At 72.3% G+C, this 16,791-nt stretch carries 14 protein-coding genes; 9 read left to right on the forward strand and 5 right to left on the reverse strand.

Annotated features, from left to right (window positions below):
• Positions 1-21: 21 nt before the first annotated feature.
• Entirely contained in the window at positions 22-2,184 is a 2,163-nt protein-coding gene (locus ACTWO6_RS12255; RefSeq protein ID WP_446219746.1) for an elongation factor G-like protein EF-G2, read from the reverse strand.
• 253 nt (positions 2,185-2,437) lie between these two features.
• Here ACTWO6_RS12255 and pgsA point away from each other — a divergent pair, with 253 nt between their 5' ends.
• From pgsA to ACTWO6_RS12290, 7 genes are all read left to right on the forward strand, one after another.
• Positions 2,438-3,058: a phosphatidylinositol phosphate synthase gene (gene pgsA, locus ACTWO6_RS12260; protein ID WP_446219747.1), complete on the forward strand. Its 621-nt coding sequence runs from the start codon at positions 2,438-2,440 to the stop codon at positions 3,056-3,058.
• Positions 3,055-3,993 (forward strand): phosphatidylinositol mannoside acyltransferase, encoded by a 939-nt coding sequence (locus ACTWO6_RS12265; RefSeq protein ID WP_446219748.1) that lies wholly within the window; start codon positions 3,055-3,057, stop codon positions 3,991-3,993. Before pgsA ends, ACTWO6_RS12265 begins: the two co-directional genes overlap by 4 nt.
• Positions 3,994-4,006: 13 nt before the next feature.
• Positions 4,007-5,167: a glycosyltransferase family 4 protein gene (locus ACTWO6_RS12270; RefSeq protein WP_446219749.1), complete on the forward strand. Its 1,161-nt coding sequence runs from the start codon at positions 4,007-4,009 to the stop codon at positions 5,165-5,167.
• Between the two features lie 81 nt (positions 5,168-5,248).
• On the forward strand, positions 5,249-5,752 hold the full coding sequence (locus tag ACTWO6_RS12275; protein WP_446219750.1) for a hypothetical protein: 504 nt from the start codon (positions 5,249-5,251) through the stop codon (positions 5,750-5,752).
• A gap of 153 nt (positions 5,753-5,905) precedes the next feature.
• Positions 5,906-6,823, forward strand: coding sequence for a pyridoxal 5'-phosphate synthase lyase subunit PdxS (pdxS, locus tag ACTWO6_RS12280; RefSeq protein ID WP_446219751.1), 918 nt, complete (start codon positions 5,906-5,908; stop codon positions 6,821-6,823).
• Between the two features lie 5 nt (positions 6,824-6,828).
• Positions 6,829-7,434 carry a pyridoxal 5'-phosphate synthase glutaminase subunit PdxT gene (gene pdxT, locus ACTWO6_RS12285; protein ID WP_446219752.1) on the forward strand — a complete coding sequence of 202 codons (606 nt, stop codon included), beginning with the start codon at positions 6,829-6,831 and terminating at the stop codon, positions 7,432-7,434.
• A gap of 217 nt (positions 7,435-7,651) precedes the next feature.
• A complete protein-coding gene (locus tag ACTWO6_RS12290; protein ID WP_446219753.1) occupies positions 7,652-8,404 on the forward strand; it encodes a YebC/PmpR family DNA-binding transcriptional regulator in 753 nt (250 codons plus the stop codon).
• Between the two features lie 469 nt (positions 8,405-8,873).
• On the opposite strand, the gene ACTWO6_RS12295 is transcribed toward ACTWO6_RS12290, so the two are convergent.
• Positions 8,874-9,818, reverse strand: coding sequence for an HAAS signaling domain-containing protein (locus ACTWO6_RS12295; RefSeq protein WP_446219754.1), 945 nt, complete (start codon positions 9,816-9,818; stop codon positions 8,874-8,876).
• Positions 9,815-10,156, reverse strand: a complete 342-nt coding sequence (locus ACTWO6_RS12300) for a PadR family transcriptional regulator (protein ID WP_446219755.1) — start codon at positions 10,154-10,156, stop codon at positions 9,815-9,817. The genes ACTWO6_RS12295 and ACTWO6_RS12300 overlap by 4 nt, the downstream gene beginning before the upstream one ends.
• A gap of 144 nt (positions 10,157-10,300) precedes the next feature.
• Between ACTWO6_RS12300 and ACTWO6_RS12305 the strand changes: the two genes are divergently transcribed.
• Positions 10,301-11,671 (forward strand): serine/threonine-protein kinase, encoded by a 1,371-nt coding sequence (locus ACTWO6_RS12305; protein ID WP_446219756.1) that lies wholly within the window; start codon positions 10,301-10,303, stop codon positions 11,669-11,671.
• 10 nt (positions 11,672-11,681) lie between these two features.
• Here the strand turns inward: ACTWO6_RS12305 and ACTWO6_RS12310 are convergent, their stop codons facing one another.
• Both ACTWO6_RS12310 and ACTWO6_RS12315 read right to left on the reverse strand, forming a co-directional pair.
• Positions 11,682-12,191 (reverse strand): hypothetical protein, encoded by a 510-nt coding sequence (locus tag ACTWO6_RS12310; RefSeq protein WP_446219757.1) that lies wholly within the window; start codon positions 12,189-12,191, stop codon positions 11,682-11,684.
• A gap of 78 nt (positions 12,192-12,269) precedes the next feature.
• Complete coding sequence (locus ACTWO6_RS12315; RefSeq protein ID WP_446219758.1) at positions 12,270-12,815, reverse strand: RNA polymerase sigma factor; 546 nt, start codon at positions 12,813-12,815, stop codon at positions 12,270-12,272.
• A 235-nt stretch (positions 12,816-13,050) separates the two neighbouring features.
• Here ACTWO6_RS12315 and dnaE point away from each other — a divergent pair, with 235 nt between their 5' ends.
• Entirely contained in the window at positions 13,051-16,584 is a 3,534-nt protein-coding gene (dnaE, locus tag ACTWO6_RS12320) for a DNA polymerase III subunit alpha (RefSeq protein WP_446219759.1), read from the forward strand.
• The last annotated feature ends 207 nt before the right edge of the window (positions 16,585-16,791 follow it).

Raw genomic sequence — 16,791 nt, forward strand, 5'->3', positions numbered from 1 at the left:
AGCGCCGCGGGGAGGGGCGGGTCAGGGGTGGGTGCCGTGTTCCTTGCGGGCCTGGTCGGCCAGGTGGGCGGGCATCGGGTCGTAGCGGACGAACTCGCGGCGGAAGGTGCCGGCGCCGGCGGTCATCGAGCGCAGCTCGACGGCGTACCGGAGCAGCTCCGTCGCCGGCACCTCGGCGCGGACCAGGGTGCGGCCCTCGGCGTCCGGGTCCGGCTCGGTGCCGAGCACCCGGCCCCGCCGGCCGGAGAGGTCACCCATGACCGCGCCGACCGACGAGTCGGGCACCCGGATGGTCACCTCGTCGACGGGCTCCAGCAGGGCCGGCTGCCCCTTCTCCGCGGCGTCCCGCAGCGCCAGGGCGCCGGCGGTCTGGAACGCGGCGTCGGAGGAGTCGACGCTGTGCGCCTTGCCGTCGAAGAGGGTCACCCGCAGGTCCACCACCGGGTAGCTGGCGACCAGGCCGCGCTCCATCTGCCCCCGGACGCCCTTCTCCACGGACGGGATGTAGTTGTGCGGGACGGCCCCGCCGACGACCTTGTCGACGAACTCGAAGCCGGCGCCCCGGGGCAGCGGCTCCACCTCGATGTCGCAGACGGCGTACTGGCCGTGGCCGCCGGACTGCTTGACGTGCCGGCCGTGCCCCTTGGCGGCGACGGTCAGGGTCTCGCGCAGCGCCACCCGCACCGGCTCGGTCTCCAGCTCGACGCCGCCGCTGCGCAGCCGGTCGAGCACCACGTCGGCGTGCGCCTCGCCCATGCACCAGAGCACCAGCTGGTGGGTCTCCGGGTTGCGTTCCAGGCGCAGGGTCGGGTCGCCGGCGACCAGCCGGCTCAGGTTGCGGGCCAGGGCGTCCTCGTCTGCCCGGCTCTTCGCCACGATCGCCACCGGCAGCAGCGGCTCGGGCATCTCCCAGGGCGCGATGAGCAGCGGCTCCTCCTTGGCGGAGATGGTGTCGCCGGTCTCCGCGCTGCCCGACTTGGTGAGCGCGCAGATGTCGCCGGCGACGCAGAGCGGCACCTCGCGCAGCGCCGCGCCGAGCGGGCTGTAGATGTGCCCGACCCGCTCGTCGGCGTCGTGGTCCGGGTGGCCGCGCTCGGCCATCCCGTGCCCGGAGACGTGCACCACCTGGTCGGGGCGGAGCGTGCCGGAGAAGACCCGGACCAGGGAGACCCGCCCGACGTGCCGGTCGACGGTGGTCTTGACCACCTCGGCGACCAGCGGCCCGTCCGGGTCGCAGGTCAGCGGCGACCGGGGCGAGCCGTCCACCCCGGTGACCGCCGGCAGGTCGTGCTCCAGCGGGGAGGGGAACGCCGAGACGAGCCCGTCGAGCAGCACGTCCAGCCCGACGCCGGTCTGCGCGCAGACCGGCACCACCGGGTAGAAGTGACCCCGGGCGACCGCCTTCTCCAGGTCGGCGATGAGCACCTCGGTGTCGATCTCCTCGCCGCCGAGGTAGCGGTCCATCAGGGTCTCGTCCTCGCTCTCGGCGATGATCCCCTCGATCAGCTCGTTGCGGGACTCCACGATCGCCGGCAGGTGCTCCGGGTCGGGCTCGCGCACCGCCGCCGGCAACCCGGCGGTGTAGTCGAAGACCCGCCGGGTGATCAGCCCGAGCAGGCCGACCACGGACACGCCGTCGTCGCCGAGCATCGTCAGGTGGAGCGGGAGCACGTTGTCGCCGAAGACCCGCTGGCACAGCGCCACCGCCTCGTCGAAGTCGGCGCGCGGGTGGTCCAGCCGGGTCACCGCGACGGCGCGCGGCATGTCCACCGCGGCGCACTCCTCCCAGAGCGCGGCGGTGGCAGTGTCCATCCCGTCCACCGCGGAGACCACGAAGAGGGCCGCGTCGGCGGCGCGCAGGCCGGCGCGCAGCTCGCCGACGAAGTCCCCGTACCCGGGGGTGTCGAGGAGGTTGACCTTGACGTCGTTGTGCAGCAGCGGGGCGCAGGCCAGGCTCACCGAGCGCTGCTGGCGTACCGCCGCGGGGTCGTGGTCGCAGACGGTGGTGCCGTCGGTGACATTGCCGGCCCGGCCGATCGTGCCGCTCGCCGCGAGCAGCGCCTCGACCAGCGTGGTCTTGCCAGCGCCGGAGTGCCCCACGAGCACCACGTTGCGAACCCTGTCGGGTTCGGTCACCACCGGCGCGCCGCCGGTGACACCCTTCTCCTGATTTTTCTGCGCCATCGCGGCGCACCTCCCTCAGCCGGTGGTGGTGGCGACCGCCGCGCGCGACGGGGAAGCGGGCCCGGGCGGGTGCCGCGGCGATATCCTCCGGTGGTCTCCTGGACGACGGGTAATCAACGGGTGGGTCGGTGAGCTGGCTCACCTCCCACTTCCGATCTCACACCCGTTGCCCACCCCGCACAAGCCTCCCGCCCGCGGGTCGGCACGACCGGCCGTATCGCGGACCGCCGCCGGCCGTTATCGTGGGACCCCCATGGCGAAGATCTTCCAAGTGACGGCCCGCGCGGGGATGACCCGCGTCGTGGAGCCGGTCGCGCGCGGCCTGCTCCGCGCAGGCGTGTCCCCCAACGCGGTCACCGTGACCGGCACCCTCGGCGTGCTCGTCGGCGCGCTCGGCTTCGGCGCCCGCGGGCACCTGGTCGCCGGTGCCCTGATTGTCACGGTCTTCGCGCTCACCGATCTGCTCGACGGGACGATGGCCCGGATGAGCGGCGGCTCCACCCGGTTCGGCGCGTTCCTCGATTCGAGCATGGACCGGATCGCCGACAGCGCCGTCTTCGGCGCGGTCGCGTACTGGCTGGCCACCGAGGGCGACCACGCCGGGACGGCCGCCGCGCTGATCTGCCTGGCCGCCGGCGGGCTGGTCTCCTACGTCAAGGCCCGGGCCGAGGGGCTCGGCATGACCGCCAACGTGGGCGTCGCCGAGCGCACCGAGCGGCTGCTGATCGTCGGGGTGGGCGGCCTGCTCACCGGCTTCGGCGTGCCGCTGGCCCTGGAGATCGCGCTCTGGCTGCTGGCCGCCGTCTCCATCTTCACGGTGGGGCAGCGGATGGTCCACGTGTACCGGCAGGCCCAGCTGGTCGGCCGGGAGTGAACCTCGCCGAGCTCGGCTACGTCGCCGGCTGGCGCCTGGTCCGCGCGCTGCCCCGGCCCGTGGTGGCCGCGGCCTTCCGGTTGGGCGCCGACCGCGCCCACCGCAAGGGCGGCGGCGGTACGGCCCGACTCCGCGCCAACCTGCGCCGGGTGGTCGGCCCCGACCTGCCCGAGGCCGAGCTGGACGCGCTGGTCCGGCGCGGCCTGCGGTCGTACGCCCGGTACTGGATGGAGGCCTTCCGGCTGCCCGCGCTGAGCCGCCGGCAGATCCTCGCCGGGTTCCGCCTCGACGGTCAGGAGAAGCTCGCCGCCGACGTGGCGGCCGGCCGCGGGGCGGTGGTGGCGCTGCCGCACGCCGGCAACTGGGACGCCGCCGGCGCCTGGGTCGCGGCCGCCGGCTGGCCGATCACCACCGTCGCGGAGCGGCTCAAGTCGGAGGGCGTCTACGAGCGGTTCCTCGCCTTCCGCCAGAGCCTGGGCATGGAGATCCTGCCCACCCACGGCGGCGAGCGGCCGGCGTTCGACGTGCTGGTGGACCGGCTGCGGGCGGGGGCGGTCGTGCCGCTGCTGGCCGACCGGGACCTCTCCGCCCGGGGTGTCGAGGTCGAGTTCTTCGGCGGCCGGACCCGGATGCCGGCCGGGCCGGCCCTGCTCGCGCTGCGCACCGGGGCGCCGCTCTACGTCGCCTCGCTGTGGTACGAGCCGAACGCCGCGTGCGCCTCCCTCGAGGGGCCGCTGGAGCTGCCCGATCCGGACAGCGGGCCGCTGGACCAGCGGGTCCGGACGCTGACCCAACGGATTGCCGACGGTCTGGCGGCGGGCATCGCCCGCCATCCGGAAGACTGGCACATGTTGCAGCGGATGTGGCTGGACCAGCGCACGGCGACCGACGGCGGGACCGCGGCGCAGCCGTCGGCCGCCACCTGGACGAGCTGAGGGAGCGGGCGCAATGCGGATCGGCATCGTGTGCCCGTACTCCTTCGACGTCCCCGGCGGGGTGCAGAACCACGTCATGGACCTGGCCGAGGCGTTGATCGGGCTGGGGAACGAGGTGAGCGTGCTCGCCCCGGCCGACGAGGACTCGTCCTTGCCGCCGTACGTGGTGTCGGCGGGGCGGGCGGTCCCGCTGCCGTACAACGGCTCGGTGGCCCGGATCGCGTTCGGGCCGGTCTCCACCGCCCGGGTGCGGCGCTGGATCACCCGCGGCGACTTCGACGTGCTGCACGTGCACGAGCCGCTGACGCCCAGCCTCTCCATGCTCGCGGTGCTCTGTGCCCGCGGCCCGGTGGTGGCCACCTTCCACACCGCGATGACCCGGTCCCGGGTGCTCTCCGCGGCGCAGGGCGTGCTGCAGATCCTGCTGGAGCGGATCACCGCCCGGATCGCGGTCAGCGCCCTCGCCCGCAAGGTGCAGGTCGAGCACATGGACGGCGGCGCGGTGGAGATCCCGAACGGGGTGACCGTGGCCAAGTTCGCCGGGGTCGCGCCGCTGCCCGGCTGGCCGGGGGAGTGCGGGCCGGGCACCGGCGGCACGCTCGGCTTCCTGGGGCGGTTCACCGAGCCCCGCAAGGGCTTCCCGATCCTGCGGGACGCGTTCGTCGCGCTCGCCCCGCACCGGCCCGGGCTGCGGCTGCTGGTCGCCGGCCCGGGCGACCCGGACGACCTGTACGACCAGTTCCCCGCCGAGCTGCGCGACCGGGTCACCTTCCTCGGCCTGGTCTCCGAGACGGACAAGGCACGCATGCTGCGCAGCGTGCACCTCTACGTCGCACCGAACACCGGCGGGGAATCCTTCGGGATGATCCTCACCGAGGCACTCGCCGCCGGCACCACGGTGGTCGCCAGCGACCTGGACGCGTTCCGCCGGGTGCTCGACGGCGGGCGGGCCGGCCGGCTCTTCCCGACCGGCGACCCGGCCGCGCTGCGTACCGCGCTCGCCGCGCTGCTCGACGACGCCGAGCAGCGGGCCGCGCTGACCGCCTGCGGCGACCAGGTGGTGGCGAATTTCGACTGGCCCGTGGTTGCCCGCCGCGTTCTGGAGGTATACGCAGCGGCGATCGAAGCCACCGACGGTCGGGTCATCGACCAGGAATGGGTGGGGATGGGCTGAGCGGCGGGGCCGCTGGGGCCGATGTGACGAGCGCGTCGGCGACAGCCGCGCCGAACCGGGCGGGAACGGAGCAGCACTACGATGCCGGGCATGTGGTGGGTGGTGGGCGCGGTCCTGGTCGTCGGGCTCGTCGGGGCGTACCTGATCTGGACGGCCGGCCGGGTCGAGCGGCTGCAGGCCCGCGCGGAGTCGGCGGCCCGGGCGCTCGACGCGCACCTGCTGCGCCGCGCCGCGGCCGCGGCGGTCCTGGCCGAGCAGCGGTACGGCGTGGAGCTGTACGCGGCGGCCCGGATCGCCCTGGACGCCCCGCCGGAGGAGCGGGAGGCGGCCGAGAACGACCTCACCCGGCAGTTGCGCGGGGTCCAGCTGGACCCGGCCGACCCGGCCTGTGAGGCGGTGATCGCGGCCAGCCGGCGGCTGGCGCTGGCCCGGCAGGTGCACACCGACCTGGTCCGGGACGCGCGGTCGGCCCGTGGCCGTCCGCTGGTACGCCTGCTCCGGATGGGACGCCGGCACCAGTGGCCGCGCTACTTCGACGTCGACGACCCCACCCTCGCCGTGCCGGCGGACGTCACCACCGGCTGACCGGGCTCCCGGGCCGCGCGCAGCGGCCCTGGTCAGGGGTGATGCGGGCCACAGAGCAGTCCACCGTGGGTCTGATTGGCTGTCGGACCGGCGTTGACCCCGTCGTAGCATTTTTGCAGCCACCCCCTGAGCACGCCCAAGGAGCGATGACCCGTGCCCGAATCCACCTCCCCGAACGCCAACGCCACGCCCGTCGTCGGCACCGCCCGCGTCAAGCGGGGCATGGCCGAGATGCTCAAGGGCGGCGTGATCATGGACGTGGTCACCCCCGAGCAGGCCAAGATCGCCGAGGACGCCGGCGCGGTCGCCGTCATGGCGCTGGAGCGCGTGCCCGCGGACATCCGCGCGCAGGGCGGCGTCTCCCGGATGAGCGACCCGGACATGATCGACGGCATCATCGAGGCCGTCTCGATCCCGGTGATGGCCAAGGTCCGCATCGGCCACTTCGTCGAGGCGCAGATCCTCCAGTCGCTCGGCGTCGACTACATCGACGAGTCCGAGGTGCTGACCCCGGCGGACTACGCCAACCACATCGACAAGTGGGCCTACACCGTCCCCTTCGTCTGCGGCGCGACCAACCTGGGCGAGGCGCTGCGCCGGATCACCGAGGGCGCGGCGATGATCCGCTCCAAGGGCGAGGCCGGCACCGGTGACGTCTCCAACGCCACCACCCACATGCGCAAGATCCGCCAGGAGATCCGTCGGCTGCAGTCGCTGCCGGAGGACGAGCTCTTCGTCGCCGCCAAGGAGCTGCAGGCGCCGTACGAGCTGGTCAAGGAGATCGCCCAGACCGGCAAGCTGCCGGTGGTGCTGTTCACCGCGGGCGGCATCGCCACCCCGGCCGATGCCGCCATGATGATGCAGCTCGGCGCCGAGGGCGTCTTCGTGGGCTCCGGCATCTTCAAGTCGGGCAATCCGGCCCAGCGCGCGGCCGCGATCGTCAAGGCGACCACCTTCCACGACGACCCGGACGTGCTGGCCAAGGTCTCCCGCGGCCTGGGCGAGGCGATGGTCGGCATCAGCGTCGACGAGATCCCGCAGCCGCACCGCCTGGCCGAGCGCGGTTGGTGACGCCGATGGGTGACCAGCCGAAGATCGGTGTCCTCGCGCTGCAGGGGGACGTGCGCGAGCACGTCGCGGCCCTGGCCGGCGCGGGCGCGGACGCCCGCCCGGTACGCCGTCCGGCGGAGCTGGACGCGGTCGACGGGCTGGTCATCCCCGGGGGCGAGTCCACCACCATCAGCAAGCTCGCCGACATCTTCGAGATGCGCGAGCCGATCGACAAGCGGATCGCCGGCGGGATGCCGGTCTACGGGTCCTGCGCCGGCATGATCATGCTGGCCACCGAGGTCCTGGACGGCCGGCCCGACCAGCGCGGCTTCGCCGGCATCGACATGACGGTGCGGCGCAACGCGTTCGGCCGGCAGGTCGACTCGTTCGAGGCGCCGGTGGCGATCACCGGGGTCGAGGGCGGGCCGTTCCACGCCGTCTTCATCCGGGCCCCCTGGGTCGAGCGGGTCGGCGAGGGCGTCGAGGTGCTGGGCCGGGTCACCGACGGGCCGGCCGCCGACCGGATCGTCGCGGTCCGGCAGGGCAACCTGGTGGCCACCTCGTTCCACCCGGAGCTCACGGGTGACCTGCGGCTGCACCGCTACTTCGTGGAGCTGGTCCGCGCCGCCTGAGGCGTCCGACCCGGGCCTCCCTCCCGACGGGAGGGAGGCCCGATCCACGCCCGGCCGGTGCGTGTGTGACACCGCCGGGTGCGACCTCGGTAGGATTGCCGCGGTTCGGCAGGGCTCACCGCCCGCCGCAGCCCTCCACCCGACCGGCCGCCGGTTCTGGCGGTGGAGCTGGCGCGGACAGTCGACGCAGGCGTGAGTCAACAGACGGAGGTATGAGATGTCCGGCCACTCAAAGTGGGCGACGACCAAGCACAAGAAGGCCGTCATCGACGCCAAGCGCGGCAAGATGTTCGCCAAGCTGATCAAGAACGTCGAGGTCGCGGCCCGGACCGGCGGCGGCGACCCCGCCGGCAACCCGACGCTCTACGACGCCATCCAGAAGGCCAAGAAGAACTCGGTCCCGAACGACAACATCGACCGCGCGGTCAAGCGGGGCTCCGGCCTGGAGGCCGGCGGCGCCGACTGGCAGACGATCATGTACGAGGGCTACGGCCCGAACGGCGTCGCGATGCTCATCGAGTGCCTCACCGACAACCGCAACCGCGCCGCCACCGAGGTGCGGACCGCGCTGACCCGCAACGGCGGCTCGCTCGCCGACGCCGGCTCGGTCTCGTACATGTTCTCCCGCAAGGGGGTGGTGATCCTCCCCAAGGCCGGGACGACCGAGGACGACGTGATGATGGCGGTCCTCGACGCCGGCGCCGAGGAGGTCAACGACCTCGGTGAGGCGTACGAGGTGGTCTCGGAGCCGACCGACCTGATCGCGGTCCGCACCGCCCTGCAGGACGCCGGCATCGAGTACGAGTCGGCCGAGTCCTCCCTCATCCCCAGCATGAACGTGCCGCTGGACGAGGAGGGCGCGCGCAAGGTCTTCAAGCTGATCGACGTGCTGGAGGACTGCGACGACGTGCAGAACGTCTACGCGAACTTCGACGTCTCCGACGACGTGATGGCGGCCGTCGACGCCTGACCGTCGGTGCCGGCGCGCCCCGGGTTGCGGTGGCGCGCGGCTCCGGACATCCCGGCGAGGTACTACGAAGCTGATGTCGTGAACGATTCACCGCTGCGGCGTTGATTCGTCGTCGTCCGCACCGCCGCTGGCCGCGTCGCCCGGTCCGGCGCCCGGCGATCCATCCACGACATCAGCTTCGTAGCGTTCGGTGTGGCTGGTCGCCGGTCGAGCGGCGCGACGCGTCCGCGCCCGTGCGCAGGGTGCCCACCTCCTCGGCCTGCACGCGTTCGTCCCGGACCACCGCCTGCCAGTCCCGCCCGGACGTCACCCGCTACCTCTACTTCGGCCCGAACGACGAGGCCGCGAGCCGGGAGGCGCTGGCGCGCAAGTGCCGGCGCACCGCGCTGCGCGAGCAGGGCGACGTGCGACCGACGTCTGACGCGGCGCTCCCGGCCCGGCGCCCCGTGTGCGTCGGGCCGGGACCGCTTCAGGCGGCGTGCCGCCGCGCCTTGACGGCGCTGTCGATGACGTCCCACGCAGTGATGGCGGCGGTGACCACGACGGCGATTCGGGTCAGGTCGTGCACGCCGCCCTCGCGCAGCCACTCGAACCGGCGTACCAGCTCGGGGTTGAGCAGCCGGTCGGTGAGCAGCAGCCAGGCGACCGGCACGGCGAACGCGAGGTCCAGCACGGCGTTGGCCGCGACCAGCGGCCAGGTCCACCGGCCGGCCCGGTACTTCGCGATCTCCAGGCCCACGGTGGCGACCAGCACCGCCAGCAGCACCGGCAGCCAGAAGCCCCACAGCGCCGGGTCGATGATCGGCAGCCGGGAGCCGTCACCCGACAGCCAGGGCTGGAAGTGCTGCCAGGGCAGGAACGCGATGGCGAGCACCAGGAACGCAATCGAGGCGCAGCTGTCGACCAGCGTCACCCGCCGCTCCTTCGGCGCCTCGGGCAGCTGGTCGACGCTCCACGCGGGCAGGTTCAGCGGCGTGTTGGTGCGCTCGAGTACGGCGAAGCAGAGGGTGACCCAGAACGCGATCTGCACCGCGGTCTGCAACGCGCTGGCCACCCCGGCGCCGATCGCCGGGCCGGGCTCGCCGCCGACCGTGGCCTTGACCACGCCCGTCACGACGCCCACGATGGCCGGCACGAAGGTGAGCAGCATCCGGAGCAGCCGCCACCAGACCAGGAAGTAGCGGGGACCGATGAGCTGCAACCGGCGGTCGGTGTAGCGGGCGGCGAGCTGTTCGGGGTTGCCCAGCTCGGTCAGCACCTCGCGCTCGACGGTGCCGCGCTCCTGCCCGGCGTCGGTGCGCCCGTCGATCATGTCCTCGATGGCGGCGCGCAGCTCGGTGGCGATCTCCGCGCGCCGCGGCGCCGGCACCGCTCGGAGGGTGGCGGCGAGGTAGCGGTCGGTCAGGGAACTCATCGGTCCACTCCTTCGATCAGCCCGGTCACGGAGCTCTGTACGGCGGCGAGGTCCTCGAGGAGACGGCCCAGCACGAGCTCGCCCTCCGCGCTGGTGCGGTAGAACTTGCGCGGGCGGCTCTGCTCGGTGTTCCACTCGCTGGTCAGCAGCCCCTGCTCCTCCAGCCGCCGCAGCAGCGGGTAGAGCGTGTTGGCGTCGACCGGGAAGCCGTGCGCCGCGAGGCGTTGCAGCAGCGCGTAGCCGTAGTCGGGGCGGCGCAGGGCGACCAGGCTCGCCACCACCACCGTGCCGCGGCGCAACTCCTGGAGATGGGTCCGCAGGATCTCCTCGCTCACCATGACTCACACGATACTGTGTGGCACACACCAATGTCTAGCGCGACATCGTTGTGCCATTAGACGTCACTGTGGTTCTCCATGCCGGCTGGCTCGGTACGCCGGCCGGCCCGCGCCGTCTACCGTCGAAGCGGGGACGGGGGTGAGATGGTGGACACTCCGGCGTGGATCGGCTCCTACCGCATCGAGCGGCTGCTCGGGACGGGGTCCTTCGCGACCGTCTGGTTGGGCCACGACCCGGTGCTCGACTCCCGGGTGGCGATCAAGGTGCTGGCTGAGAACTGGAGCCACGACCTGCGGGTGCGGGAACGGTTCCTGGACGAGGCCCGGCTGCTGCGGCGACTCGACCACCAACGGCTGGTCCCCGTGCACGGCGTGGGCGAACTGCCCGACGGCCGACCGTACGCGGTGTTGGCCTGGGCGGACGGCGGCAGCCTGCGGGACCGGCTGGCGCGCGGCCCGATGCCCTTGGCGCCGGCCGTGGACCTGTTGGTGGAGATCGCCGCCGGAGTCGCGGTCCTGCACCGCCACGGTGTCGTGCATCGCGACCTCACACCGGGCAACATCCTCTTCCGCTCGGGTACGAGCGGGGAACGCGTACTGATCGCCGATCTGGGGCTGGCCAAGGCGGTCGCCGCCGCGTCAGGTCTCACCGCCAGGGCGGGCACCCCCGGCTACATGGCGCCGGAGCAGGACGATCCGTTCGCGGTGGTGGACACCCGCGCCGACGTGTTCGGCCTGGGTCGGCTCGGCGTCCGACTTCTCGGCGTCGAGATGGCGCGGCCGAGCGCGGCGAGCCGGCTGCGGGAGGGGGTTCCGCCGAAGGTGGCGGCGGTGCTTCGCCGGGCCTCCGCACCCCGCCCGGCAGACCGCTACCCCGACGCGGCGACCTTCGGATCGGCACTGCGGCGGGCGGCGACGCCCACGGTTGGGTCGGCCGGTGCGGGCCGGTCGACCGGGTGGCAGCCCGTCCGCCGGCGCCGGCTCGGCGTCGCCGCCGCGGCGGCCATGGTGCTCGTCGGACTGGGCGGCACGGCGAGCGACGCCGCGATCGTTCAGCGGCCCCGTGCCACCTGGACGAGCGGGCCGCTCACCGTCGCGCTGCCGGCGGGGTGGCGGGCGGCGGGCACCGGCTGGGCGGGCCAGTTCGGCGACGACGGTCGGCTCGAACCGGCGCTGGTGATGTCGCCCGACCCGCAGCGGTGGGCCGCCGACCCCACCCTGCCGGGTGCCTTCGTCGGTCTCTCCGCCAGCATTGCCGCGCGTACCAGCCCCGAGGGTTTTCTCGCCGAACGCCCGCACGCGACCTGTGCCGCCGCGCCGGTGCGCAGGACCCGCCAGGCGGGAGTCGACTGGGTGGTGGCCCGGTTCAGCTGCGAGCGCGGCAGGCCGGAAATCGTGGAGGCGGCGGGCCTCGGACCGGGCCGCAGCGGGCTGATCTACGTGCAGATCGCACCGCCGGCGGGCAGCGGCGCCGACTTCGTCTACACGCTGCTCGCCGGGGTGCGGCTGCGGTAGGCCTGGAGGGCTACCGCACCACCACCGTCACCGTGTACGTCCGGCCGCCGTGCGGGATCGTGACCGCGACCGTTCCGCGACGCAGGAAGCGGACGTTCACGATTCCCGCCTCGTAACTCGTGGACGCCAGGTCCTTCCGGTTGACGGTGACCTGACCGGGTCCGATCCCTTCGATACGGAGGACCCCGCCGGTGGCCAGGCAGAGCGACGTGAGCAGCGCCAGCTCCTGCTCATCCACCTTGAGGTCGTAGCGGATCGCCCCGAGACAGGCGGGCGCCCCGGTCGCCGATGGCGTCGCCCGGGGAATGCCGCCGGTCGCGGACGGCGGGGAGGCGACCGAAGCGGGTCGCGGGGTCGTCGGCGTGCCGGGGGGTCCGGACGGAGTGGCCCCGGTCGCCGCGGTGGGCGGCTGGACCGGAAGTGGCGAGACCGGTTCCTCCCCGCACGCCCCGATGGCAGCGATCAGCGCAACGGCCGCGGCCGCGGCCGAGATCCGGCGTCCAGGGGTGCTGCTCCTCATGGCGATCCTCCTTCGGTGAGCGTGCCGTTCACCGTGTCTGTCGCCGCCGCGGCCTGTTCGGTTCGAGGAATCGTGGGCTCATGTCCGGTCGTCTGCCAGCCGTTGGCGGACCTGCTGTCGCGCCACGTGGATCCGGGACTTCACGGTCCCCTCCGGCAGGCCCAACAGGGCGGCGATCTCGCGGTAGCTCAGCCCGAGGACGTCGCGCAGGGTCACCGCCTCGGCGAGTTCGGGGCGGACCGAGTCGAGCGCGTCGAGCAGATCCAGCCGGGTCCCGGCGACCACGCTGGTCCGCCGGGGATCGGGCGACTCGGGCAGCGGCACGCCGGCGGCTTCCACCCGCCAGCGGCGGCGCAACACCCGGTACGTCGACCGGGCCCGGTTGGCGGCCAGCCGGTAGAGCCAGGTGTGGAACGAGGACCGGCCCTCGAAACCGGTGATGCCCCGGGCCAGCGCGAGCAGCGTGTCCTGGCACGCCTCCTCGGCGTCCTCCCGATTCGGCAGCAGGCGGGCGCAGAGGCGCAGCACTTCCGGGCGGACGGCCACCAGCAGGGCGTCGAGCGCTGCCCGGTCGCCCAGGGAGGCCGACCTGGCCAGATCGTCGATACCGTCCGCGAGGGGCATGACGCCCTCCCGTGCTCGCCGAGGTGCTTGCCGTCCAGGCTACGACCGGTCGCGCGGCCCCGGCCGGGCCGAGTCCGGCAGCCGACTCGCCGCCCCGCCCAGGGTCGGTCCGGGAGATCCACGCCACCCGACGGTGATCTGCCCGCGCGGCTGCTGGAGGTGCCTTCGAGGGCGGGGATAGGGTGGGCCGACCGACTTCTCACCACCCACGAAGCCGACCCGGGGGGCGCCACGCATGGGCGATTCGTTCGCGCATCTGCACGTGCACACTGAGTACTCGATGCTCGACGGGGCGGCCCGACTCAAGGACCTCTTCGCCGAGGCCAATCGGCTCGGCATGCCGGCGGTGGCCATCACCGACCACGGCAACATGCACGGCGCGAACGACTTCTACAAGCAGGCGATGGCCGCCGGGATCACGCCGATCCTCGGCGTCGAGGCGTACGTGGCGCCGGAGTCGCGCTTCCACAAGGCGCGGGTCAAGTGGGGCCGGCCGGAGCAGAAGAGCGACGACGTCTCGGGTAACGGCGCGATCACCCACAAGACCATGTGGGCGCGGAACGCCACCGGCCTGAAGAACCTGTTCACGCTGAACTCGCGCGCCTCCATGGAGGGCCACTACGTCAAGTGGCCCCGGATGGACATGGAGCTGATCGCCGAGCACGCCGAGGGGATCATGGCCACCACCGGCTGCCCCTCGGGTGCGGTGCAGACCCGGCTGCGGCTTGGCCAGTTCGACGAGGCGCTCAAGGTCGCCGCCAGCTACCAGGACATCTTCGGCAAGGAGAACTACTTCCTGGAGATCATGGACCACGGCCTCGACATCGAGCGCCGGGTCCGCGACGGGCTCACCGAGATCGCCCGCAGGCTCGACATCCCGCCGGTGGTCACCAACGACTCGCACTACACCCACGAGGCGCAGGCCACCGCGCACGACGTGCTGCTCTGCGTGCAGACCGGCAGCAACATCGACGACCCCAACCGGTTCCGCTTCGAGGGCGGCGGCTACTTCATCAAGTCCGCCGAGCAGATGCGCGCGGTCGACTCCTCGGAGCTGTGGCAGCAGGGCTGCCGCAACACCCTGCTGGTCGCCGAGAAGGTCGACCCGACCGGGATGTTCGAGTTCCACAATCTGATGCCCCGCTTCCCGGTCCCGGAGGGGGAGACCGAGGAGTCCTGGTTCCGCAAGGAGACCTTCCGCGGGCTGGCCCGCCGGTTCCCCAACGGCGTCCCGGAGGGCCACGTCGTCCAGGCCGAGTACGAGCTCGGGATCATCATCCAGATGGGCTTCCCGTCGTACTTCCTCGTGGTCGCCGACTTCATCCAGTGGGCGAAGAGCCAGGGCATCGCGGTGGGTCCGGGTCGTGGCTCGGCCGCCGGCTCGCTCGTCGCGTACGCCCTGGGCATCACGGACCTCGACCCGATTCCGCACGGCCTGATCTTCGAGCGGTTCCTCAACCCCGAGCGCGTCTCCATGCCGGATGTCGACATCGACTTCGACGAGCGTCGGCGCGGTGAGGTGATCAAGTATGTCACCGACAAGTGGGGCGAGGACAAGGTCGCCCAGATCGCCACCTTCGGCACGATCAAGGCGAAGGCCGCGATCAAGGACTCGGCCCGGGTGCTCGGCTACCCGTACGCGGTGGGCGACCGGATCACCAAGGCGATGCCCCCGGCGGTGATGGGCAAGGACATCCCGCTCACCGGCATCTTCGACCCGAAGCACCCCCGGTACGCAGAGGCCGGCGAGATCCGCGGCCTCTACGAGTCCGACCCGGACGTCAAGAAGGTCATCGACACCGCCAAGGGCATCGAGGGGCTGATCCGGCAGACCGGCGTGCACGCCGCCGGCGTGATCATGTCGGCGGAGCCGATCATCGAGCACATCCCGCTGATGCGCCGGGACGCCGACGGAGCGATCATCACCCAGTTCGACTACCCGACGTGCGAGTCGCTCGGGCTGTTGAAGATGGACTTCCTCGGCCTGCGCAACCTGACGATCATCGACGACGCGCTGAAGAACATCGAGCTCAACCACGGGCGCAAGGTCGACCTGCTGACCCTGCCGCTGGACGACAAGCCCACGTACGAGCTGCTGGCCCGCGGCGACACCCTCGGCGTGTTCCAGCTCGACGGCGGCCCGATGCGCTCGCTGCTGCGGCTGATGAAGCCGGACAACTTCGAGGACATCTCCGCGGTCCTGGCGCTGTACCGGCCGGGTCCGATGGGCGCCAACTCGCACACCAACTACGCGCTGCGCAAGAACGGCCAGCAGGAGATCACCCCGATCCACCCGGAGCTGGCCGAGCCGCTGGAGGAGATCCTCGGCCCCACCTACGGCCTGATCGTCTACCAGGAGCAGGTGCAGCGCGCCGCGCAGAAGCTCGCCGGCTACAGCCTCGGCCAGGCCGACCTGCTGCGCCGGGCGATGGGCAAGAAGAAGAAGGAGGTCCTCGACAAGGAGTTCATCCCGTTCCGCGACGGCATGCGGAACAACGGCTACTCCGACGAGGCCATCCAGACCCTGTGGGACATCCTCGTCCCGTTCGCCGACTACGCCTTCAACAAGGCGCACACCGCCGGTTACGGCCTGGTGTCGTACTGGACCGGCTACCTGAAGGCCAACTACCCGGCCGAGTACATGGCCGGGCTGCTCACCTCCGTCGGTGACGACAAGGACAAGATGGCGCTCTACCTGTCGGAGTGCCGACGGATGGGCATCCAGGTCCTGCCTCCGGACGTGAACACCTCCGCCGGGCCGTTCACCCCGGTCGGCAGCGACATTCGCTTCGGCCTCGCCGCGATCCGCAACGTCGGTGCGAACGTGGTGGCCTCGATCATGCGGTGCCGCGAGGAGAAGGGCGAGTACGCCGACTTCTACGACTTCCTGTCCAAGGTGGACGCGGTGGTCTGCAACAAGAAGACCATCGAATCGCTGATCAAGGCCGGCGCCTTCGACTCGCTCGGCCACCCGCGCAAGGGCCTGCTCGCCGTGCACGCCGACGCCATCGACGCGTACGCCGACGTCAAGCGCAAGGAGGCGGTCGGCCAGTACGACCTCTTCGGCGCCGGCTTCGGCGAGGCGGACACCGGCGGCAGCACCACGGTCATGCCGACCATCGGCGAGGGCGAGTGGGACAAGCGGGACAAGCTGGCCTTCGAGCGGGAGATGCTCGGCCTGTACGTCTCCGACCACCCGCTCTTCGGCCTGGAGCACGTCCTCGGCGCGGCGGCCGACACCACGATCGCCGCGCTCGCCGAGGAGGGCGGGGTGCCCGACGGGGCGGTGGTCACCCTCGCCGGCATCCTCTCCGGCGTGCAGCGCCGGGTCACCAAGCAGGGCCGGGCCTGGGCCTCGGCCACCCTGGAGGACCTGGCCGGCGGGGTGGAGACGCTCTTCTTCCCGAACACCTACGAGGTGATCGGGCAGTACATCGCCGAGGACGCCATCGTGGTGGTCAAGGGGCGGGTGGACCGGCGCGACGACACCCCGCGGATCATGGCGATGGACATGTCCATGCCGGACGTCAGCAGCAACCCGGCGAACAAGCCGGTCACCCTCACCATCCCGGTGCACCGGTGCACCCCGCCGCTGGTGGAACGGCTCAAGGAGACCCTGGTGCTGCATCCGGGCGACACCGAGGTGCACGTCAAGCTGCTCAACGGCGGCAAGGTGACGACACTGCGGCTCGGACCGTTCCGGGTGGCCGCCACCACCGCGCTGATGGGTGACCTGAAGAGCGTCCTCGGCCCCACCAACGTCAGCTGAGCATGCTGACCAGGGAATATCACTGTCGGTAAACCTGCGCGTCATCTCGGCTTCCTACGCTTCCCCGGCGGCTCGCCACCCGGCGGGCCGCCGGACCAGGAAATCCGAGGAGTGCAGATGAGTCAGGTCCTCGTCGCCGTCGCGGTCAACGTCATCAGCGCCGCGCTGATCGCGATCATCACCGCCGCCGTCCGCCGATTGCTGGCG

This window comes from Micromonospora sp. IBHARD004 (assembly GCF_052814115.1).